Source organism: Bacillus sp. 491mf (assembly GCF_900112415.1).
In the GTDB taxonomy this organism is placed as follows: Bacteria; Bacillota; Bacilli; order Bacillales; family Bacillaceae_G; genus Bacillus_A.
In genome coordinates, this window is the sequence record NZ_FOLV01000008.1 from 100,926 (window position 1) to 123,310 (window position 22,385).

Below are 22,385 nucleotides of genomic sequence, written 5' to 3' on the forward strand. Positions count from 1 at the left end.
GAATTTTGAGGTGGAAGTATTACTGCCCGTTAATGCGGGATAAATCACAGCATTAGCTAATAAAATTCCTAATAAACTAAAGCTTCTTAAAGAGTCTATTATTTTAATTCTTTCTTTTTCCACATGAATGAACATACATAGACCAATTTAAATTGTTGTTAACTAAAATAATCCTCTTTTTCCTTTCTGTTTGATTAGGTAAGAGATACCTTCTATATGGTCGCCGATAATTTGTTTTGTTGCTGAAGAAAGTTCTCCTTTTTTAGCGAAATGTTTTTCTGGTCGTATACGATTCATTTTATCTACCTCAACAGAATGGACATTTTGAATGTTTAAACCCGATAGAATTGTTTTTACTTGCGCAATGACGGGGGAAACAAGTACATCAAATCCAATTTCATCAATACATTTTCGGCTAAAAGCATGAGGGATTGCAACTGATGAACCAACCCCTAAATCTTTTCGGTCACATGCCAGGTTAACAGCATATTTACAGGCTGTCACAATATAGACTGGAGCACGTTTCATAAGATATTCTAAATTATTTAATGCTAGGTCTGTACCATTTTGAATCGCGTGGACAAATGGTAGTAGATCTTGCGAAGGAATAATAATATCACCATCAATAAAAAGTAAAATATCACCTTTTGCGAAATATGCCCCTATAGCCCGTCCTGTATCATTTCCAAGTTTTTCATCATAAACAATGACAGTTGCTCCGCTCTTTTTTACAATTTCTTCTGTATGATCCGTCGTTCCATTAACTACTACGATGATTTCTAAGGGTTCTAGTTTTCGTACCTCCTGAATTACGGCTTCAATTGTTCTATCTTCATTATGGGCAGGAATGATAACTGATAATTGTTTTCCTGCATAAATATTAGAGTGCTTTCCCCAACCAGTAATGATTTTCGGCATAGGTTCTAGTTTGTTTGATTTTAAATTCTCAATAATATTTCTTCTTCTATTTTCATCAGAATAATTTAGCCTTGAGGCGTTAGTCTCATGTATCCAATCTGCAATTGTTTCAATATGATTCCCGATAATTCTTTTTTCACTAATGGAAAGAGTTGTAGGGGTATTTTTATGTTGTTTGGGGTGAACTCGATTAATAGTTACTACATCAATTGACATATGACGAGAGATGCGGAATTGATGTTGAATAATCTTTAATTGTGCATAAATCGGATTTTTTAAACTATCAGAATGAATTTTTTTGATGACTTCCTTTGTCATAGCATGAGGCACAGCAACAAGTGAATCTGAATTTAAATTCGGACAATGTAAGAAGTGATTCATAACTTGTTTCCAAATTGTGATTGAGTGAGGAGGGTACACTTTTTTAAAAATATAATCTAAGTTATTTAATACAACATCCGCAGTTCCTTCTACTAAAGGTTCAAGAAATTGATTTAATGTGGAAGAAGAAATAGTAAAATCGGCATCGATGAATAGTAAGATGTCGCCTTTTGCTTCTTTCGCTCCTATAGCTCGGCCAACATTGTGCCCTAATCGTTCTTTATATATAAGGACTTTACAATTATGATTTTTAGCAATCTCTATAGAACGATCTGTACATCCGTTAGCAACAGCAATAATTTCCATAGGATTCAATTGTTGACATGATTCTAAAACACTAGATAATGTTTTTTCCTCATTGTAAACAGGAATAATAATCGAAACAGTTTTTTTGTTCATATTCATGCTCCTTATTAAATTTTAATATTATCCTTCGATATACACAGTTTATGTAATATCAAGATAGATGGTTAGGATTATTTAAATAGGAATAGATATTTAGGCTAAATAATAGTTTTTGAATGAATTAAAGAATCTTTTTAATTTAATATCCGCATATACCGTTCCCCTCTTTTAGCTAATGCATATTGTATTAATTAGAAAGGGGGGAATAGATATGGCGTGTACTACTAACAATCTTTGTTTTGATATATGTCTTAAGATTGTAATTACTCCAGAAAATGGTGTAGTAACAAATGTGAATTGTGGTAATGTATGTGGGACAAGCCCTACCATTGAAATAACGCCTAATGGAGCAATTGTAATTACGTTACCATTAGTCGCATGTTTCTCTATCACATTGAATGATGATCTAAGTGTTTCTACCCTATTAACAAGCCTTTCTTTTCATACTTCTTAAATAGGGCATCTTTATTGAACATGAATTAGATGTATATGTAAGGAAATCAGAGGCTGATTCAAAAGACTAATACAAACAATAAATTCATATCTATGTAAGCGAATTTCACAAATAGTTGCAGCGAATAGACAAAGGTTTGTATAGGGAGAGATTCGGATAAAATCAAAGTATATTCCCAGTTTATTATTTTTGAACAGCCTCTATTAATTTGACACTTGTATAATCTATGAAGAATACAAAAAAATAAAATATTATTTGAGAAAGGAAGACGGGAATAAAAATGAATGATCGAAATATCATCACAATTATTGGGTTAGGTTATGTAGGGCTTCCTTTAGCAATCCATTTTGCAAAACGAGGATATATGATAACCGGACTTGATAAAGATAAAAAAAAAATTGAAATGCTCAAAAAAGGGGAGAGTTATATTTCAGATGTTTCTTCAATAGAATTGCAACAATTATTAGAAAATAAAAAACTAATTGTACGTACTCCTAGTGAAGGGATAAAAAATTTTCAAAATAGTAATTATGTGATTGTAACCGTTCCAACTCCTCTTGATTCAAAAAATGAACCTGATTTAAGTGCGCTTTTATCTGTATCACACTATATTAAGCAAAATCTTCAAAAAGGACAAACCTTCATTTTTGAAAGTTCCACCTATCCAGGTACATTAGAAGAAGCGATAATTCCAATCATTGCTGAAACAGGTAATAAGGTTGGAAAAGACTTCTACATTGGATACTCTCCTGAACGAATTGATCCATCCAATCAACAATACACAATACAATCTATTCCAAAAGTCATTAGTGGTCAAACGGAGATGTGTAAGCAAAAAGTACAACAATTATATAGCTCCGTCTTTAATACAATTGTCCCTGTTAGTTCACCAAAGGTTGCTGAGATGTGTAAGCTTTTTGAAAATATTCAGCGTTTAGTTAATATTTCTTTAGTAAATGAATTAAATATATTATGCAAAAAAACAAACATTGATTTTCATGAAGTGTTAGAAGCAGCAGCAACGAAACCATTTGGGTATACCCCATATTGGCCGGGGCCAGGAATCGGTGGACATTGTATCCCTGTCGATCCAATTTATTTTCAATGGAAAATGAAACAATATGGTTTAAAAAGTCAATTAATTGAAGCAGCTCATTTAATTAATGAAGAGATGCCAATAGAAGTTGTAAAGCAAGTAAAAGGAGCAACCAAACCTTCAGGAAATATTTTAGTTGTTGGAATTGCTTATAAGAAGGATGTAAATGATTCGAGGGAATCTCCTGCTCTTAAAATTATGCAGCTTTTAGTGGAAGAAGGGTTTAGCATCCAATATCACGACCCGTATATTTCTAATGTGAAAATCGGGAACAGAATTTATCATTCGATTCCTTTGGAAGAGATAACAGTAAAACAAGCGGATTCTGTATTAATTTTAACCGATCATTCCACTATTGATTGGGAAATTCTAAAATCAACAAATCATATTATAGATACACGTGGAATTATGAAGAAAGCAAGTGTATAAGCAAATACTGTTTGAGAGGATTGAATCTACGAAACTACGTAGCATATGAACAAAATGATGGTAATGTCATTAGAGGAAAATATGTGGAAAAACCCGGGGAATATTATTTATATGAATCAATTTCATAATTCATTCTTTTTTCTGGTTAGAGTGGCAGGATTTTAGAAGTATATTTTTTTGAAAATGCTAAGCGACTTGCTTCATTTCTTTCATTTTCTGATTGATGCGATCTACCGCTAACTTCGAGGTATTATAAACAAGCGTCACAGGGTCGAAATGTACTTTTGCTCGTTTTCCAGATCGATATCGGACATTTTTTAACTGAAAGAATTCTTTTAAGTATGCGTTCACTCGTTCGACAGCACTTCTTTGATTGTAAAGCTTTTTCCATGCTTCTGATCCACGACCTGGAGCGCTATATTTCCGAATATCTGTCTCCATTTTGATTTTAAAGAATTTTTGGCAAAGAGAATCTGTCGCTAATGAGCAAGTTTTACACTCATCTGGTTGTGTATATTTCAAGTTTTGATATTTCTCATCAAAACTGTCATAGTGATACGAATGTTTACGTACACAAGTAGGAGCGAAATATTCATCAAAACCAAGAAACTCTTCTTCATTGCGCTTATTATAGGCAATGATCATTTTCGCTTTCATACGATGAAGTTGTGTATAAATCGCTTTGTAATCATAACCCGCATCTAACACGCCATACCGAATTGTCAACGAAGAAAGCCGTTCTTGTATACCTTTTAGTAAAGGAATCGCGACTTTTCCTCATGTAAACTTGCGGAAGACATGAGAGATTGCAGAATATATTGGCTCTTAGAACCAACCGCCAAGTGGGCTTTGAAGCCAAACCAAAGGTGCTTTTCCTTTCACTCTTTTTCTTGATGCCCCAATTTGGATGCATAGGAATTTCTGTTCGTAAGGCTTCTAGACAGATATCTAGTTGATCTTCTATTGTTTTTTCGTAGATGTTTTTTTAATTTTTTCGTTCTTGTTTTTCTTGTTGAACGGCTTCTTGTTCAGCCTTCCGTTTACGACCACGTTTTTTTGGTTCTGGTTTTGGTTTCTTTTCTTGTGAAGTCGCCTGATCTCGAGATTCAAAATGTGTCGCATCAATAGAAACAACATCATCTGTAATAAACTCTTCTTGAATCGCTTGAAGAAGTATAGTTTCTTGAACGATTTCTAGTACATTGGATTCACTTAATTTCTGAGTGAACCGTGAAAAAGAAGCTTCGGAAGGGATGCGATCAGAAAATAAAAAACCGCACTCCAGATGAAACATAAAATCATGGCGTAACCGTTTCACAAGATCTTTAATTGTTGGAATTCGTTCCACAATACGAGCAACGAGGGCATAGATCATCGCTGTGTAATTTAATTCTGTTGGCGCACCATAGATTGATCGTTTCGAAACAGCGGCTAGGACAGGTTCAATTGTCAATGTCGAAAAAATTGCTTCGAATCGTCTCGTTGGTTCTAAATCATATAAATCTTTGATGTCAAATAGGCTTTCTTGTCGTATAATAGGCACAGGGAGTCAACCTCTTTTCTTGTTTTGGTTTGTGTCGTAACTACCATTATACAAGAATTTGGGGAGGTACTCCTTTTTTATGTTCTCAAAACCCTTGGTACATCAGGACCGAGAATTATGAAATTGATTCATTTATTAAACTTAAACTTCTTAATAATGTTGGTTGGGAAACATTATTGTGTCCCAGTGTTACACCAACCACTTCACTTATTTTTGGTGACCATCTTGAGGGATTTTCGCATTTATTTCAAGTTCAAAAAGAATAAATCAGACAAATTTGGAAAGGTGGATATTGTTGCTAAGTCAATATAAAAAAATAAAAATTTCATATGATGAATTAGATAAAATCTCACTGAATAGAATAGAGCCCTTTATATTGCATATCGAATGGAATAATGTGTGTTATGAATTTTTAATTCGTATTAAACAAAAGTCACCAAATGTCATTATATTAGGATCGGGGGCAAGTGAAAATCAGCATCCACCTATCTTTCAGAGGTACACATGGATGGAAGAATTCGATGATTCTTTAATTTTTTATAATGATCCTACTCTTTATTTAGGTAATATTAATTTAGGCTGGGGACAAGGAACTATTGAGCGATTCTACTTGAAAGAAATAGCCATCATTTTAGAGAAATTAATACAAAAGCTGAATGTAGCAAATGAAAATATACTGTTTTACGGAAGCTCCGGAGGGGGCTTCATGTCTTTAATATTAGCAGGGTATATAAGAGAGTCCTGTGCATTAGTAAATAATCCTCAAACCATCTTAACAAACTGGTATATAGATCCCCTCAAACAGGTATTTAATATTTCTTATCCCAATCTGTCTTTGGAGGAGATTAACCACTTATTTGCCGAAAGAATAAATGTTATAGCATTTTATAACCAAATAAAATATGTACCACGCATTTATTATTTACAAAATATAGCCGCAGAATTTGATATGAAGAATCATCTAGAGCCCTTTGTTGAGGGGTTACAACAAATAGATAAAAATTGCCATGTAAACCCAGTAAAGATAGATTTGTATTTTGATAAACATTCGGGTCATATTCCATTAGAGAAAAATAAAATTCTCCGTTATATAAATTTAATAAAACAATAATAGTAACTACAATTTGTATAATATTTTATTTGTTATTTTGAAAAGAAGTATAATCTAAACTCATTTAAAGAAGGAAATTTAGACAAGCAGGAGAATGAAAACCTCTCTTTCTTTTTCAAGAATAATAAAAAATACTATCTCCAAATTGGGAAGGTACTGAAAAAGTGATTGCTTTGAAAAAATAACACGCATTTTATCAATATGCTGAAAATAGAAAGGGATCCATCACCTGTATATGGTAGGTGATGGATCCCTTTTTCTTATGAAGTGGACTTTTTCAGTGGTCTCCAAATTGGAGGTAGTATTTTTTAAAACATTTTTATAGAAGTGTGGAATTACGTAATTTTTTATATCAACTTTGTTTCTTATTTGTTTACTTCCCTTCTCTCCCTTCCGTGAATCAGGTAAAGCTTTTAAGGCTTCATCAAACTTCCGTCTGGCATGCCCCACATCCCACAAGAGTGACATCCGGTACTTGATGATAACCACTTATATCCATCTACTTGTAAATACCCTTGAAAACCAGTTAAAAAACGCTTCGGATGTTCCCCTGCTCTTGCGGGCTGATAGTCATAGAGAACAGTAGGGATATCCTCTCATCCCGTACGGTATAACCACAGATAAGACTTGGAAGGTTGTTTCATCCGCATGAAGGATGGTTCGAGTAAGTAGATATTCATGCATCCTTTCATTACATTGTACATAGACCATAAACCGAACATGAATATAATTACATGTATCTCGATCAAATCCCTTGTTGAGAAATAAATTAATCCCTTACCAATAAAAGGGAAATAATTATACAATGAACTTGTACGTATTCTATTATAGGAGTGATAAATTCGAAACGTGTTATGGGTGATTAACTGGCACAATGTTGTTTGGTGTATCAAATACGGCGGCTTATGCAGATTCTTCTTCACAGCCATATAAAGTTGTAACACCGGGTGAATTGAATGAAAATCCTACAACAATTGGATTTGATAACAAAGCCGAATTTGAAACATACTTAAAGACACATCCAATTTTCTGAATGTTACAAAATCCCTACAATCTTCATCACAGATTTATTCTACTTTTTATTATGACATAGATTTAAAGGGAGCGCATCTTACTGTGAACTCAAGTAGAAACCCTGTTATTTTAGCTAACTTTGGTGGTTCAAATAACGATGCAGTTTCATCTATCCTTACACATCCATTTGGAGACTATACAACAATTTATGAACATAGTAATGCAAAAGGACGTGCGCTTGCTATTGTAAACAATGGGAAATATATTAATTTAACAACAGTTAGTATGGGAGATGGCGCAAAAACATGGAATGATCAAGCTTCCTCTGCTATTGTGAAGGCAAATTAATACTAAGCTAATAGAAACAACGAAGAGCCGACTCTTAAGAGTTGGCTCTTATTACTGCCGTAGCTTTGAAACAAAGTCGTAACGTTTTATCTCATTGACCAATACATTCATACAGGTTTACTTTTGATAAAACCTAAACTTAAATCTGCTGAAAAAGAATCCATTTTAATTGGAAGATATTCAAACTATAGTGCTTCGTAAAAAATAATAAAAAGTACGCTTTATATTTTTTTCATTGTGGTAAAACAAAATATAGTCCCATCTTTATCTGACTGTAAAGTATATTTGATATTGAGCAGTCTAGATATATCCTCAATTATTTTTAATCCAAGTCCCGTACTTTGACCATTCATATCAAAACCAATTCCATTATCCCTAATAGAAACAACACTATTTTCAATCGTTACCACAAGTTTTTTAGCTTTTGAGTGTTGTAATGTATTCTGAAAAATGTTATCAAATAATCTTTGAAGCCACAAATCGTTGCTAGTCCATATCAAATCTTTCTGTATTGGATTATATACTAATTCGATATCATGCATACTATACAGATAACTCCATTTTTTAACCATCGTTTCTAATATATTATGTATATTCACATCATCATTTACAATATAAGAATTCTCTAATGCATCTGTAGATTGTAATTTCAATTCATTTGTTAATTCAGCTATATACTGTATTTGTTGATATAATGATTCTAGTACTTGTTTTTGGCCATTATATTGATCTTCTAAATAAAACAATTGTAATCTCATAGCTGTTAAAGGTGTATTAATATCATGCCTTAATTTATTTAAAAGTTCCTTTTTCATTTCCTCTTGCTGTTTCAGTTCTAATTCCCGATATGTAGTTCTTTCAATTAATAAATTTACTGATTTAATTAATTCTCCTATTTCATCTTCACTTTCCACATCTAATGTATTTGGAACCTTTTTATCGCTAGCTAAATGTCGAATTGTCTTATTTAATATATTTATTTTATTTAATAGCGAGTTAATTGTTTTCGAAAATAAAAAGGCTAACAATAATAGTGATACAAAAAAGATAACTAGCATTGTAGGATATGCAAATGATTCATGGAAAGGAATGTACTTATTCTTCGCCTTAAAGACACTATCATAAATTACTGACATAAGCACACTAATCAGTAGCAATAACATTGGCACGCTAATTATAGCGGAAAATAATAATAACTGGTATTTCTTCTTTAATTTCATTTTTTCATATAGGTATTTAGTCGATACCCTTCTCCATATATATTTTGAATAATTTCACCGGTTTGATCATGAATCTTCGTTCTAATTTTTTTAATGTGTACATTCACAATATTGGGATTTCTGTCTTCCAGTTGCCATAAATAATCAAAGAAATGTTCTTTCGTTAAAATTCTATCCCTATTTTCATATAAATAGAAAAATATTTTACGCTCAATCATAGTAAAAGCGATTTCATTATGTAAGTTAGTATTAAAAACCTTTTTATGTTCTGTATCTATAAATAAATGTTTAATTTGCGTAAACGTACCATATTGATTATCTAGCATTTTCTGCATTCTTAGTAACAGCTCTCTAGGATCAAAAGGCTTTACCATATAATCCTCCCCAATTGTCAAACCTTGGAGTTTGCTATCCATATCACTTCGAGCAGATAGAAAGATAACTGGAATATTTAACCCGAGACTTTTTATTTTCTTTGTAATTTGATAGCCATCTTCACCTGGCAACATAATATCCATTATGACTAAATCTATCTCATGGATGATTTCAGTAATATCTTTTCCTTCTTTCTTCCAACATACATTGTACCCTTCGCGTTGCAAAATTTTTTGCAATAAATCACCAATCACCAAGTCATCTTCAACAATTAAAATGTTATATCCTTTCATCACGTAAAACCCTTCATTTTTTATCTTTCTTATTCATAAACTCCATTGTAAGATTGTAGATTTCATCTGGTTCGTATAAATAAATACTATGTGTACCATTAATTGTTATAACTTCTGAATTTGAGAGTTGTTTAGCAAAATGCTTATAATCTTTATTCTTCTGTTTTGTGATTTTCGAGTTTTTATATTGCTCAGCAACCGCATCTATAAACAAGATCGGTGTTTCTTTTGGGAACGGTAGATGAATTGATTTCTTTCCATTTTCATATACCTGTAAAAGCTCTTGCTCCATATCATCATTAAAGAATTGTTTAAATGCTAGTGCTTTATATACCTCTTTTTCCTGTTCAGTTAAAAAAGACTGTCGAATGACTTCAGGATTATAAGCTAAAGATGGTACCAATCTATGCAATCCGATTTTTGCAAAAATATTTATTCCTTTTACTTTTAGTGTATCAACTAGACTTCGTTTATATGTTGCATACTGCTGCGGCAGGCCAATATCTAAAGCTATGATTCCCTTTATCTCATTCGGATATTTTTGTGCCCAGTAGATAGCCTCTAGGCCTGATAAAGAGTGTGGCATTAATATATATGGTGGCTTATTTCCACTTTGAATAAGTGCTTTCCTAGTCTGTTCTAATATTACATCAATATCTCTGTTATCTTCAAAAGCATCGCTGTAACCATAACCCGCTCTTTCTACGACAGCTATTTTGTTCTCTTTTGAAAATTTGCTATACAAACTTTTCAATTCATAAACCGGAGCAGCTATCCCAGCACCAGACATAAATACATATGTATCCTCACCGCTTCCCTCATTATATACGTTCATTTTTTTGTTATTAAAATGAACTAACGTTCCCTTACTTTTAATTAACGCTGCTTCCTTGCTTAATTGGTAGTTATGGTATATACATACTGATACTGAAACAAGTAAAACAACCGCAATGAACGCAACAAATATATTTTTTAATACTTTAAACAATTTTCTCATAGAATTCTCCTTTCAAGCTATATTGAAAGGATACGAGATAAAAATAAATTTCTAATAAATTTTTATACCATTACTACTCCTTCACCGAGACAAAAAGGAGACCTTTTTTCTATCTTTAACAGCAGCTTTCTCCTCCATGGAAGACTAATCCCACTTCTTCGCCTTCCCCTTCAAAATCAAGAGTAAGCTTATCTACTACATCTAAAACCTTTTTATCTATTGCAACCTCTAGTCCATTAACTGTTTGTACAATGTCGTCTTCTTCTACCATAGCTAATGACATTCCCCAACTTGGTCCACAACATCCAGCACCTTCAAATGAAAAACGTAATGTAGACACACCATGTGCTTTCATAACCTCTTCAATATATGCTTTTGCTCCATCTGTAATAATCATGATATTATCTCCTCTACTTTTAAACGGTTAAATGTTTTAATTTGTTATATCCAACAAGATCTTGTGCTTTCCAAGGAATCACTACATATTGTCCATTCGATCTTTTTTCTACTTCACGCATCCATTCTATTTCTGACATCGCTCTGCCATATAAAATAGGGTCTTTCGTATGCGTTGCATATAAACTTTGATTAACGACCCACCAGGTTGGTGTGATATTTGCTCGTTTTAAATCCTCTTGCAAACGACTTGCTTCAAACACTGGTGTAGCTTCTGCTAATGTTACAATCACAACACCTGTTTCTTTTGGATTGCGAAGACGTGGTAATAATTGTTTTACGGAAACTGGAACTTCGCCAGCTGAACGCTCAATTTCTTTATGATACGAATGTGCTGCATCAAGCAATAATAATGTATGTCCCGTTGGTGCTGTATCAATGACTACAATTTCATTACTTGCCTTTTCTACAATATCGGCAAACGCACGAAAGATCGCAATTTCTTCTGTACAAGGAGACCGTAAATCCTCTTCCAAATATGCTAATCCTTCCTCATCTAACAACTCACTTGATTGATTTAGAATTTCTTCTCGGTAATTTTCCACTTCAATTTTTGGATCAATACGGCTTACCGATAGGTTTCCATGTAAAGATTCATGGTGCATGACATAATTCAAGTGTGCTGCTGGATCAGTAGTAGTTAAATGTACCTTGTGTCCTTTTTCAACTAGACCAACCGCAATAGCAGATGCGACAGTCGTTTTTCCCACGCCACCTTTCCCCATCGTGAAAATAACACGTTGACCAGTTTTGTGTATATCCTCAATCAACTCTTTTAAAGGCGCTGTTTTCATATCTTCGGATTCTAATAACACTATATCGGTTATAGCATTATTCATAAATAGCTTGCGAAGATTTTCAATACCAGTAAGATTAAACGAAGCTAAAGGAACATCATAAGTTGGAACCCGCTTTAACTCATTTGGCATTTGTTCTAATGCCTTCGTTTGTCTCTCATAAAAAGCTTGAGATACTTCATCCCCTTTCACATGATTTTGCATCATCCCATTGATAAGTAGTACTTGATTCTGTACCCCAATTTCCCCAAGTTCTTTTGAAGCCCTTGCAGCTTCTTGTAATGGAGATATGTCCGGACGTGTTACTAACACTAATGTTGTTTGTTCTCCACTAGACAGTTTGGCAACTGTTTCTTCATACAGTTTTTTCTTCTCACTTAATCCAGCAAGTGGCCCAAGACAAGAAGCACCATGTGTACTTTCTTCTAAGAATCCACTCCATGCTGTTGGAAGTTGAAGAAGGCGCAACGTATGTCCTGTTGGTGCTGTATCAAAAATAATATGATCGTACTGTTTTGTTAGTTCTTTATTTGTTAATAAAGATGAAAACTCATCGAATGCTGCAATTTCAACCGTACATGCCCCTGAAAGCTGTTCTTCCATTTGATTAATAACCGCTTCTGGAAGTTTTTCACGATAAGGTCCTACAACCCGTTCTTTATACTGGATTGCTGCTGTTTCAGGGTCTAAATTAGCTACGAATAAATTATTTACACTTTGACTTTCTACTGGTTGATTCGTTAGTTCCATACCAAACACATCTTGTAAATTCGATGCTGGGTCTGTACTTACAAGCAATACACGCTTTCCTTTATCAGCTAATGTGATTGCGGTTGCACATGCAGTTGATGTTTTTCCCACACCACCTTTTCCCGTAAAGAATAGAAATGGTGTAAATTCCATTGTCTGTGGATTATATAAACGAGTCATGTCTATTCCTTCTTTCTCTTTACTTTTTCACGTTTAATCCTAAACGTACACGAGGCTTTTGACTTAACTCTTCTTCTGTTAATCCTGTTAATGCAACAAATTCATCATTTGATAAGTATTCTTTTTCTTTTACCACTTCACCATCAACAAGAGTAACAGGAAGCACTTCAGGACCTTTTTCCATTAACAATTTACTAATGATTTCATTTGATGCAAACGCATCTGGTTCACTTGCTAAATTATAGCGTGTGATATCAAATCCTTTATTTTTTAAATTGTTAACAGCCACAGAAACTCGAATTAATTCTGGGTCTACACTTGGTCCACAAACACCTGTTGAACAACACATTGCCGGATCATAAATTTCAATTTTTTTCATTTTCTTTTCCCCCTATATACAAGAAGCCGAGAACTTCTTCTCGGCTATGTTTTTGATTACTCACCTGTTTCCGCAAATTTCTTAATGTGTGCACCAATCTCATCACGCACACGTTGAAACACTGACCAATCTTGCCCTGCTGGATCATCAAATCCCCAATGTTCATGTTTCACATGTGGAGGAATTGTCGGGCATATGTCTCTCGCATGTCCACATAATGTCACAACAAAGTCTGCTTTATTTAAAATGTCAAGGTCGATGATATCTGATGTTTGACCTATAATATCAATATTTACTTCATTCATTGCTTTAATTGCATTTGGATTCACGCCATGTGCTTCAATCCCTGCAGAGTAAACATTCCATGTATCACCCAAATACTTTTCCCCAAACCCTTCAGCTATCTGGCTACGACAAGAGTTACCTGTACACAAGAAATAGATTGTTTTCTTTGTCATGTCTGTTCATCTCCTATTATATCTTTTAGTTACAGCAGTTATCATCACAAGTAATTGCACCTTCAGGTAGGTCTACATGACGAATCACATCTTGAACCAATTCATAGTATTCACTTTCTGTATTCATGGAGTAATAAATCCATTGTCCACGTCTTTCTTCTGTTACAAGCCCTGCATCCTTTAGCTTGCGTACATGCTGACTAATAGAAGGTTGACTCATTTTAAATATATCTACAAAGTTACAAACACAATATTCTTGTTCATATACCATTCGCATCATCGCTAATCGCGTTTTATCTCCTAGCAATTTCAGGATACTTGATACCTTTTCCATTTCTAATATTGTTTTTTGCATATCTCAACCTCCTATTCTTAATAATAAGTATATAAGCATTCACTTATATGTTCAACTAAAAAATACTCATAAAACAAAAAAATATAAACAGAATCCTCTTTTCTCCTGCAGATTGTACATCCGTTTTCCAATAAGAAATTACACTTATTTTTTTCAAAAAATCCTCTTTCATTCAAAACACTTGAAAAATATATAACCAAACGCTAATATAAGTGTATACTTATATAAATGAACGATAATATATATCAAGGAGGAGAAGAAAGTGGAGAAAATCAGTAAAAACTTATCTTTTCTAGACCGCTATTTAACGTTGTGGATATTCCTAGCTATGGCATTAGGTGTATTCATTGGCTATGTATCACCTAATTTTGTTGATCATCTAAACTCTTTACAAGTAGGAACAACGTCTATTCCCATTGCCATAGGACTCATTATTATGATGTATCCACCACTAGCAAAAGTTCGCTACGAGGAAATGTGGCGCGTATTTAAAGGCTGGAAAGTGCTATTATTATCTTTATTTCAAAACTGGGTCATTGGACCAATTTTAATGTTCGTATTAGCAATCGTTTTTCTACAAGATTATCCAGAATATATGGTGGGTTTAATCATGATTGGTTTAGCTCGTTGTATTGCCATGGTTGTCGTATGGAATGATCTCGCACAAGGTGACCGTGAATACACTGCAGGTCTTGTTGCCTTTAATTCTATTTTTCAAATCTTACTGTACTCTGTATACACATATGTATTCGTCACAGTATTACCGAAATGGCTAGGTATGGAGAGCTTTGTTGTAGATATTTCAATGGGGGAAATCGCAAAAAGCGTGGGTATTTATCTCGGAATTCCTTTTGTTGCAGGTATGTTAACACGACTTACTTTTGTAAAAACAAAAGGACGTGAATGGTATGAGTCAACAATCGTTCCTCGTATTAGTCCATTAACGTTAATTGCATTACTTTTTACAATCATTGTGATGTTCTCTATTAAAGGCGAAATGATTGTTCAGCTACCAATGGATGTTGTACGAATTGCAATTCCATTACTTATTTACTTTATCTTAATGTTCTTTGTTTCGTTCTTCTTATCTAAGAAAATGGGAACAAGTTACCCTGTTGCAACTTCTTTATCATTCACAGCAGCAAGTAATAACTTTGAATTAGCTATCGCTGTTGCAGTTGGGGTATTTGGTATTCATTCAGGAGCAGCTTTTGCAGCAGTGATCGGTCCATTAGTAGAAGTGCCTGTTTTAATTGCACTTGTTAATGTTGCATTGAAACTACAAAAGAAATTTTCAAATACTACTGTAATCAAAGAGTAACAACAGGCTATTTACTTCAGTATCATTTAAATCATAATAACTCCAAGTACCCTGTGTTTCTTTAATTATCAAACGTCTTGTGAAATGAATAATATAACAAGTATGATAACAGCTACACAAAAAGAAAAATTTTATATTATCACCGTTAGATAACCTTGTTACTAATATAATGTGCTATATCCACCTCACTCCTTCAGCACGCATAATTTATCTGAAAATCTCTATTAAATTTGGAAATATCCTCTTTCATCGATTCACCTCAACTCCGCCCCCCCAAATATGATTCCCCCTTACACCGAGAGTGAAAAGGTTAGAATTTTCTTATTTAATAACGAAAGGATAAACCTTATGTATCATAGGGGCTCGTCCCCTCTAAAAAGGTTGGATGTCAATTTTTTTAACTTACATTTATATAAATTGATTTATAAACATTTTTCAGGATCGATTTCAATAAACTCCCATTGTCCTTTCGTATCCTTTTTATATTGCGCGGCCAAAATATCTGTGTCATTTGTTAGTTGAAAAAATACAAAGCGATATTTGTTCCCATCAGTTCCAATCACATCAATTTGTTTCGTATAGTCTTCTTGTTTTGTTGGAAGTCGTTCCTTTACAAGTTCACACCAATTTCCGAACATGATATCAACAACCGCCTCTGCATTATGTTGCCAAAGATGATAAGCAGCACATAAAAAGTCCTCACCATATAGGTCAATATCGGCAATTTTGTATGATTTACCTTCCTTTTCAATATAAATATAACCGTAATAATAAGCGAAATAAGTAATCCCTTTAGCTGAACCTTCAATTGTTTCAATTTCAAAGAAATAACGGCTTGCCTTTGGATATTTTTTATCTCGATGTAACGGTGCTAGTTTTATTAAATTGATATGTCCAATTCCTTCGAATGAACGAAAATAACTCTTATAGGAAACTCTTTTTTGATATTGACTTGTGAAAAAGTTATAAGCGATTGGATACGGAATTTTTGATAGTCCAACACTCCCGCAACCTCCCTTTTTATATTTCGTAAGATTTTCAGCTTCTCGTAAAACACTGAAATAATTTATAATTGTATTTTCCGGTGAATTCATAAGCGACGGTGGAAGAACGATTTGATAGTATTGTTTATCAATGAAGGAATCAAAAAATTGATAGTTAAATCGTTTATTCAGAACGGGAAAGCATGACGGCCGAAAGTACTTTTCTAAATTCTCTTCTCTATCATCACTTTGCCCGTTTCCTACTTTATATTTTTGTTTTTGAAACATGGCCCCCATAATAATTTCACATGTATTTAAGTTCTTCCTTTGTATAAATCGTTGAAAAAAAGCGAATTTCTTATCCTTTAAATGAAAGCCCTTCATAATTCCACTCCATCCTAAAAGCATATGTCTTTAAAATGTATGATTTCATTACACCTTTCATAAACGAAATCCCAAAAATCTTACATTGAGTTCAAAAAACATTGTTTACTTGTAAATATATTTTTTCAGTACTATACATAAAATTCCTAATATAATAGAATGAAAGAGAATGGAATTATTAGATACAGAAAGAAGGACATTTATGCGTAACAAATCATCACTCGTAACTTTATTTAAAAGATCTCTTATTATGTGTGTAGGAATTTCATGCATATGCGGAGCATCTATCGGGTCAAATCACATTGTAAAAGCTAGTACAGAGGATTCTTCACAAACTGTTCAACTAGTAAGTGAAATACAAACTGCATTAGCTCCAAAAGAGACCCCTCAACAATACAATGGTCAAGTTAGAAAAGTAGCATATCTTACTTTTGACGATGGACCTGGAAAATACACAGCTCAACTATTGGATACACTAAAGCAAAATGGTGCAAAAGCTACTTTTTTCCTTATTGGCTCAAACGTTAAAGAATATCCAAATTTAGTAAAACGCGAATTAGCAGAAGGTCACTATGTCGGCATGCATAGTATGTCACATGATTACACGAAGCTGTACAAGCAAGGCGGTTATGTGAACGAAATGAAAGAAGATCAAAAATTAATTTCTAATATTATTGGACAATCTCCAAAATTAACTCGTCCACCGTATGGTTCCATGCCAGGACTCAATGAAGCATTGCGAAATCAAGTCGCTGAAAATGATTTGCGCGTATGGGACTGGACGATCGATTCTTTAGATTGGAAATATAATAAAATGCCAGTGGATGCTGCTTCTGCTAAAATTGTAGAAAATGTAATTGCAGGTGCAAAAACAAACAGAGAGGTAATCCTGCTACATGATATTCACCCACAATCTGTTTCTGCCGTATCTGCTATTATTAAAGGGCTAAAAGATAAGGGCTATGAGTTTGAAAGTTATAATGAAAACGAACATTTCGACTTAAACTTCTGGCATGATAAACGAATTTAACATGAATAAAAGGACTAATTTCTATCTGATAGGAATCAGTCCTTTTCTAATTACAGGGTTTTTCTAACGCATTTTTAATCTGCGATATCTATATTAATATGGAAATGTTGTAACTTATCAGGATTTAAAATAATATAAATAGATTTAATTTTAACCCCTTCAAATTCAAAACTCATTATAGCTTGTATTCCTGTACGATTTCTAATTACAATTCCAGGACAACCATTTACTTCTGTTTGCAACATAAAGTATTCTTCTTGATTCGTAAGAAATTTTGTTGCTAACGTAGTAAGAAGTTGTTTTACACGCACTGCACCATAAATAGGTTTAGCTGCAGCGGTTACTTTGCCGCCGCCATCTGCATAATAAGTGATATCTTCCCAAAGAATTTCCATCAACTGATTTGTATTTCCCTTTTGAATAGCATTTATAAAACATGCGATGACTTGTTCATGATCTTCTTTTACACTTTCGACCGCAATTTTCTTTTCAAGTTCTGGAAGCGCCTTTTTTATTCTGCTTAAGATTTTACGGCAATTCGCTTCTTTTTTTTGCACAATTTCAGCAATCGTTTCATAGTCATATTCCAAAATTTCACGGAGTATAAAAACAGCTCTTTCTATAGGATTCAATTGCTCAAATAATACAAGCAAAGCATATGACATATCATTTTTCATCATTATTTCCTGTAATGGATCTGTTTCTATTACTGCAATTGGTTCTGGTAGCCATGTTCCAACATAAAGTTCTCTTTTTTTCTTTGAAGATTTCAATAAGTCTAAGCAACGATTCGTAACCAATTTACACAGAAATGCTTTTATGTTTAAGCTGTGCTTCATTTCATATTCATTCAACTTTATAAACACATCTTGAATAATATCTTCTGCATCCGCAATACTGCCCGTCATTTTATAAGCAAGTGAGAAAAGGAGCGGTTTATAATTGGTATATAATTGACTAAGTTCAGCGTTTTCCATATAAATAGTCCTCACTTTCTATTTCAGTTAGACAAGCAAACTAGCTTGATCCCATGTTCTTTCTCGAATACGAGCACCCATTTTCCCTGATAAAATAAAGTCCAGTCCCCATTTTTGAATCCAAACGAAGCCATTATGAGGTCCAAGACTTATACAATATAATTTTATCGGGTACGCTTTGTGAGTGACAGAGTTACATATTCCATGTATCTCATTCTTTAAAATTTTACTCAACCTCGTCGCCTGCGGAATCGCTTCTTTACACGTCATTCCATCTACTTGATTCGTTTTTTTGTCAACAATCCTTGCACAATCTCCAATTGCATATATATGTGAATGTCCTTCTATACTATACGTATTAGTGACTAATATTTGGTTCTCATTTGATAACGGAAGCTGAAATGATTGAATGATAGGATTCACTTTCACACCTAGTGTCCAAACACACTCACCCGCTGCATATGTTGTTCCGTTTGTACACAGTAATTGACCATTTTCAAATTTCATTACTTTCGTTTTACAGATGCATTTTATTCCGATCTTTTTAAGTTCATCTGTTAATCGTTCACTTACTTTTACTGGAACACCTCGTAATAAATGTTCTTTGGAATCAAACAAAATGACTTCTACCTCAGCTGGATTAAGGTCTGCCTTTTGAACTTCTTCTTTAAACCAAACACATATTTCTGCAGAAGTCTCAATACCAGTAATCCCTCCGCCAACAATAGCAGCGCGCAATAGTTCTCGTCTAACCTCTTTGTTTTCTTCCATTTTTGCTAATTGAATTAACGAAAGCAATTTTTGTCTTACTGTTGCAGCAGTCTGCACACTACTTAATGTTGTACCACCTAACGTACTGGGGATTTCTTGAATGACACTCCCTAAAGCAAATACAAGGTAATCATATTGCACGGTTCTTATTCTTTCATCTTCTAATTTTACCTCTATTTCTTTTTCAGAATGATTACACGCTATCACTTCCCCTTTTATACATTCCATTCCATCTGTACAATACCTTTTTAATGGAACTTTTAAATCTGCATCTTCAACAACTGACTTAAACAATAAGACCTTCCGAAAATGAAACGAGTTTTTATCAATTAACGTGATTTTCACTTCTTTTCCAAGTGAAGAACGTAATTCTTTTTTTAACCCGTTTAATAAATTAATACCAGCAAATCCTCCGCCTAAAATAATAATATGTTTCATCTTAATTCCCCCTTTCCCCTTAAAACGATTTAAGATCTTCATTTGTGACATATTGAAAGGGAAAATCAAAAAACTACCTGCTCCTTCAGTGAATATAGAAACAGGTAGTTTTTTATACATTTCATTTTAATTATTTATTTTACACAAACTACTTGACCCTTTGTCATTTGTACTAGTTCCTCAGGTGTCAGACGAAATATTGCTTTCGGATGCCCCGCAGCAACCCAAATCACATCATACTGCAAGAGATCTTCATCAATAAGTGTAATAATTGGCTCTGCATGTCCTAATGGCGGAACACCTCCGATTACAAATCCAGTATGTTCCCGTACAAAATCCGCATCAGCTTTTTTAAATTTTTCATGTAACTGGTTTGCGAGTTTCTTTTCATTAATCCGATTTATTCCACTAGCAACAATTAACAGTGGTCTATCGGAAGTTTCAAGTCTAAAAATAATCGATTTACCAATTTGCGCTACTTTACAGCCAATTGCCTCTGCTGCCTCTTGAGCAGTTCGTGCATTCTCTGGTAATTCGATTACTTGATTCGTATATCCTAGTTCTAATAATTTATTTTGTACTCGCTGCGCGCTCTCTTTTAAAGCTTTCATTGATTTCATTCCCCTCTATTTTCTAAAATATTTACTATCTATTCTTCCTAGAGCGCAAGGACTCCTCTTATTCGGCATCAACAAACACCTTTTTATGAAACAAAAAAACATCCCCTATATAAAGGGGATGTTAAATTTATTTAGCTTCTTTATACATAGCTTCTACTTGCTTTTGAAGCTCAACGTTTTCTAAATACTCATCATATGTCGATTGTTTATCAACTAAACCGCTTGGTGTTACTTCAATAATACGATTTGCGATTGTTTCAATAAACTGATGGTCATGTGAAGTGAATAAGATTGTTCCTTTAAACGCCATTAAACCATTGTTTAATGCTGTAATAGACTCAAGATCTAAGTGGTTCGTTGGATCATCAAATGATAATACGTTTGCACCGCTTAACATCATTTTAGAAAGCATACAGCGTACTTTCTCTCCTCCAGAAAGAACAGAAACGTTTTTCTTTACTTCTTCACCAGAGAACAGCATACGGCCTAAGAATCCGCGTAAGAAGCTTTCAGACTCATCTTGTGGTGAGAATTGACGTAACCATTCAACTAAATTCATCTCGCTATTATCGAAGTACTCAGAGTTATCTCTTGGGAAGTACGCCTGAGATGTTGTAACGCCCCATTTAAATGAACCGCTATCTGGCTCCATCTCACCTGATAAAATTTTAAATAAAGTTGTAATTGCAATTTCATTACGACCAACAAATGCAATTTTATCACCTTTATTAACAGTGAAGTACACGTTATCTAATACTTTTTCACCATCAATTGTTTTAGAAAGACCTTCCACTGATAACAAATCATTCCCTACTTCACGCTCTGGTGTAAAGCCAACGAACGGATAACGACGAGAAGATGGTCTAATATCATCTAATGTAATTTTGTCTAATAATTTTTTACGAGAAGTAGCTTGTTTCGCTTTTGAAGCGTTCGAGCTGAAACGAGCAATAAAGTTTTGTAACTCTTTTACTTTCTCTTCTTTTTTCTTATTCGCATCTTGTGTTAATTTTAACGCTAATTGACTAGATTCATACCAGAAATCATAGTTACCAACATAAAGTTGAATTTTACCAAAATCAAGATCCGCCATATGCGTACACACTTTATTTAAGAAGTGACGGTCATGGGATACAACGATTACTGTATTTTCAAAGTTCATTAAGAAGTTTTCTAACCATTGAATTGCTTTTAAGTCTAAATGGTTCGTAGGCTCATCTAGTAATAAAATATCCGGTTGACCAAATAGTGCTTGTGCAAGTAATACTTTTACTTTCTCCGCCCCTGTTAACTCAGACATTTTTTTCGCATGAAGGTCTTCACCGATGCCTAGTCCTTTTAGAAGAATTGCAGCTTCTGATTCTGCTTCCCAACCGTTTAACTCAGCAAATTCACCTTCTAGCTCAGCTGCGCGCATACCGTCTTCATCGCTGAAATCTTCTTTCATGTAAATCGCATTCTTTTCTTGCATTACTGCATAAAGACGTGTGTGTCCCATAATTACTGTTTCTAATACTGGGAATTCTTCATATTCAAAGTGGTTCTGTTTTAAAACAGCTAAACGCTCACCTGGTGTAATATGCACATCTCCAGTTGATGGATCAATTTCACCAGATAAAATTTTTAAAAATGTAGACTTACCAGCACCATTTGCTCCGATTAAACCATAACAGTTACCTGGTGTAAATTTTATGTTAACATCATCAAAAAGCTTACGATCTGCAAAACGTAAACTTACGTTACTTACTGTAATCATTTAGTTCCTCCTATTAATACCGCTGTTTTTTAACGAATTTTATCTAAAACACTCTTAACCTATATCTTACGACTCACGTATTTTAGGATATAGCCATTATATAGTAGCAAACATACATAGAGCAAGGAAAGTTTGTTAATTATATC

21 protein-coding genes and 3 pseudogenes are annotated in these 22,385 nt (G+C 33.7%); 7 read left to right on the forward strand and 17 right to left on the reverse strand.

What is annotated here, in order from left to right; genetic code table 11:
• Positions 1-162: 162 nt before the first annotated feature.
• Entirely contained in the window at positions 163-1,698 is a 1,536-nt protein-coding gene (locus tag BM211_RS10480; RefSeq protein ID WP_035432295.1) for a glycosyltransferase family 2 protein, read from the reverse strand.
• Between the two features lie 217 nt (positions 1,699-1,915).
• Here BM211_RS10480 and BM211_RS10485 point away from each other — a divergent pair, with 217 nt between their 5' ends.
• Together BM211_RS10485 and BM211_RS10490 are read left to right on the forward strand one after the other, a co-directional pair.
• The gene (locus tag BM211_RS10485; protein WP_035432297.1) at positions 1,916-2,158 is read left to right on the forward strand and encodes a hypothetical protein; all 243 of its coding nucleotides are present in this window, start codon (positions 1,916-1,918) and stop codon (positions 2,156-2,158) included.
• Positions 2,159-2,438: 280 nt separating this feature from the next.
• Positions 2,439-3,683: a nucleotide sugar dehydrogenase gene (locus BM211_RS10490; protein ID WP_090996922.1), complete on the forward strand. Its 1,245-nt coding sequence runs from the start codon at positions 2,439-2,441 to the stop codon at positions 3,681-3,683.
• Between the two features lie 186 nt (positions 3,684-3,869).
• On the opposite strand, the pseudogene BM211_RS10495 reads toward BM211_RS10490, so the two are convergent.
• Positions 3,870-5,226, reverse strand: a pseudogene (locus BM211_RS10495) (transposase).
• Between the two features lie 295 nt (positions 5,227-5,521).
• Between BM211_RS10495 and BM211_RS10505 the strand changes: the two are divergent.
• A complete protein-coding gene (locus tag BM211_RS10505) occupies positions 5,522-6,337 on the forward strand; it encodes a hypothetical protein (protein ID WP_035432303.1) in 816 nt (271 codons plus the stop codon).
• A 387-nt stretch (positions 6,338-6,724) separates the two neighbouring features.
• On the opposite strand, the pseudogene BM211_RS27495 reads toward BM211_RS10505, so the two are convergent.
• Positions 6,725-7,024 (reverse strand): annotated as a pseudogene (locus BM211_RS27495) (transposase); the annotation flags it as partial.
• A gap of 187 nt (positions 7,025-7,211) precedes the next feature.
• Here BM211_RS27495 and BM211_RS27055 point away from each other — a divergent pair.
• Positions 7,212-7,370 (forward strand): hypothetical protein, encoded by a 159-nt coding sequence (locus tag BM211_RS27055; protein WP_231559697.1) that lies wholly within the window; start codon positions 7,212-7,214, stop codon positions 7,368-7,370.
• An 83-nt stretch (positions 7,371-7,453) separates the two neighbouring features.
• Entirely contained in the window at positions 7,454-7,699 is a 246-nt protein-coding gene (locus tag BM211_RS27060; RefSeq protein ID WP_231559698.1) for a hypothetical protein, read from the forward strand.
• 221 nt (positions 7,700-7,920) lie between these two features.
• On the opposite strand, the gene BM211_RS10520 is transcribed toward BM211_RS27060, so the two are convergent.
• The 8 genes from BM211_RS10520 to BM211_RS10555 form a co-directional block, all read right to left on the reverse strand.
• Positions 7,921-8,919: a sensor histidine kinase gene (locus tag BM211_RS10520; RefSeq protein WP_035432306.1), complete on the reverse strand. Its 999-nt coding sequence runs from the start codon at positions 8,917-8,919 to the stop codon at positions 7,921-7,923.
• Positions 8,916-9,587, reverse strand: a complete 672-nt coding sequence (locus BM211_RS10525) for a response regulator transcription factor (RefSeq protein WP_035432308.1) — start codon at positions 9,585-9,587, stop codon at positions 8,916-8,918. Before BM211_RS10525 ends, BM211_RS10520 begins: the two co-directional genes overlap by 4 nt.
• A gap of 13 nt (positions 9,588-9,600) precedes the next feature.
• A complete protein-coding gene (locus BM211_RS10530; protein ID WP_090996925.1) occupies positions 9,601-10,584 on the reverse strand; it encodes an alpha/beta fold hydrolase domain-containing protein in 984 nt (327 codons plus the stop codon).
• A gap of 115 nt (positions 10,585-10,699) precedes the next feature.
• Complete coding sequence (locus BM211_RS10535) at positions 10,700-10,981, reverse strand: HesB/IscA family protein (RefSeq protein ID WP_035432310.1); 282 nt, start codon at positions 10,979-10,981, stop codon at positions 10,700-10,702.
• 19 nt (positions 10,982-11,000) lie between these two features.
• The gene (gene arsA, locus BM211_RS10540; protein ID WP_090996928.1) at positions 11,001-12,767 is read right to left on the reverse strand and encodes an arsenical pump-driving ATPase; all 1,767 of its coding nucleotides are present in this window, start codon (positions 12,765-12,767) and stop codon (positions 11,001-11,003) included.
• Between the two features lie 19 nt (positions 12,768-12,786).
• A complete protein-coding gene (arsD, locus tag BM211_RS10545) occupies positions 12,787-13,146 on the reverse strand; it encodes an arsenite efflux transporter metallochaperone ArsD (RefSeq protein WP_035432312.1) in 360 nt (119 codons plus the stop codon).
• A 56-nt stretch (positions 13,147-13,202) separates the two neighbouring features.
• Positions 13,203-13,604, reverse strand: a complete 402-nt coding sequence (arsC, locus tag BM211_RS10550) for an arsenate reductase (thioredoxin) (protein ID WP_090996931.1) — start codon at positions 13,602-13,604, stop codon at positions 13,203-13,205.
• Between the two features lie 25 nt (positions 13,605-13,629).
• The gene (locus BM211_RS10555) at positions 13,630-13,959 is read right to left on the reverse strand and encodes an ArsR/SmtB family transcription factor (RefSeq protein WP_035432315.1); all 330 of its coding nucleotides are present in this window, start codon (positions 13,957-13,959) and stop codon (positions 13,630-13,632) included.
• Positions 13,960-14,230: 271 nt separating this feature from the next.
• Between BM211_RS10555 and arsB the strand changes: the two genes are divergently transcribed.
• On the forward strand, positions 14,231-15,280 hold the full coding sequence (gene arsB / locus BM211_RS10560) for an ACR3 family arsenite efflux transporter (protein ID WP_256217070.1): 1,050 nt from the start codon (positions 14,231-14,233) through the stop codon (positions 15,278-15,280).
• Here the strand turns inward: arsB and BM211_RS27065 are convergent.
• Together BM211_RS27065 and BM211_RS10565 are read right to left on the reverse strand one after the other, a co-directional pair.
• A pseudogene (locus BM211_RS27065) lies at positions 15,254-15,352 on the reverse strand (hypothetical protein); the annotation flags it as partial. The gene arsB and the pseudogene BM211_RS27065 overlap by 27 nt on opposite strands.
• 350 nt (positions 15,353-15,702) lie before the next feature.
• A complete protein-coding gene (locus BM211_RS10565) occupies positions 15,703-16,551 on the reverse strand; it encodes a hypothetical protein (RefSeq protein ID WP_051957281.1) in 849 nt (282 codons plus the stop codon).
• 298 nt (positions 16,552-16,849) lie between these two features.
• Here BM211_RS10565 and BM211_RS10570 point away from each other — a divergent pair, with 298 nt between their 5' ends.
• Complete coding sequence (locus BM211_RS10570) at positions 16,850-17,677, forward strand: peptidoglycan-N-acetylglucosamine deacetylase (RefSeq protein WP_035432320.1); 828 nt, start codon at positions 16,850-16,852, stop codon at positions 17,675-17,677.
• A gap of 74 nt (positions 17,678-17,751) precedes the next feature.
• On the opposite strand, the gene BM211_RS10575 is transcribed toward BM211_RS10570, so the two are convergent.
• From BM211_RS10575 to BM211_RS10590, 4 genes are all read right to left on the reverse strand, one after another.
• A complete protein-coding gene (locus tag BM211_RS10575) occupies positions 17,752-18,654 on the reverse strand; it encodes an RNA polymerase sigma-70 factor (RefSeq protein WP_090996936.1) in 903 nt (300 codons plus the stop codon).
• Positions 18,655-18,681: 27 nt separating this feature from the next.
• A complete protein-coding gene (locus tag BM211_RS10580) occupies positions 18,682-19,863 on the reverse strand; it encodes an NAD(P)/FAD-dependent oxidoreductase (RefSeq protein WP_177206915.1) in 1,182 nt (393 codons plus the stop codon).
• Positions 19,864-19,997: 134 nt separating this feature from the next.
• Complete coding sequence (locus BM211_RS10585) at positions 19,998-20,474, reverse strand: YbaK/EbsC family protein (RefSeq protein ID WP_090996942.1); 477 nt, start codon at positions 20,472-20,474, stop codon at positions 19,998-20,000.
• 136 nt (positions 20,475-20,610) lie between these two features.
• The gene (locus BM211_RS10590) at positions 20,611-22,239 is read right to left on the reverse strand and encodes an ABC-F family ATP-binding cassette domain-containing protein (RefSeq protein WP_035432329.1); all 1,629 of its coding nucleotides are present in this window, start codon (positions 22,237-22,239) and stop codon (positions 20,611-20,613) included.
• Between the last annotated feature and the right edge of the window lie 146 nt (positions 22,240-22,385).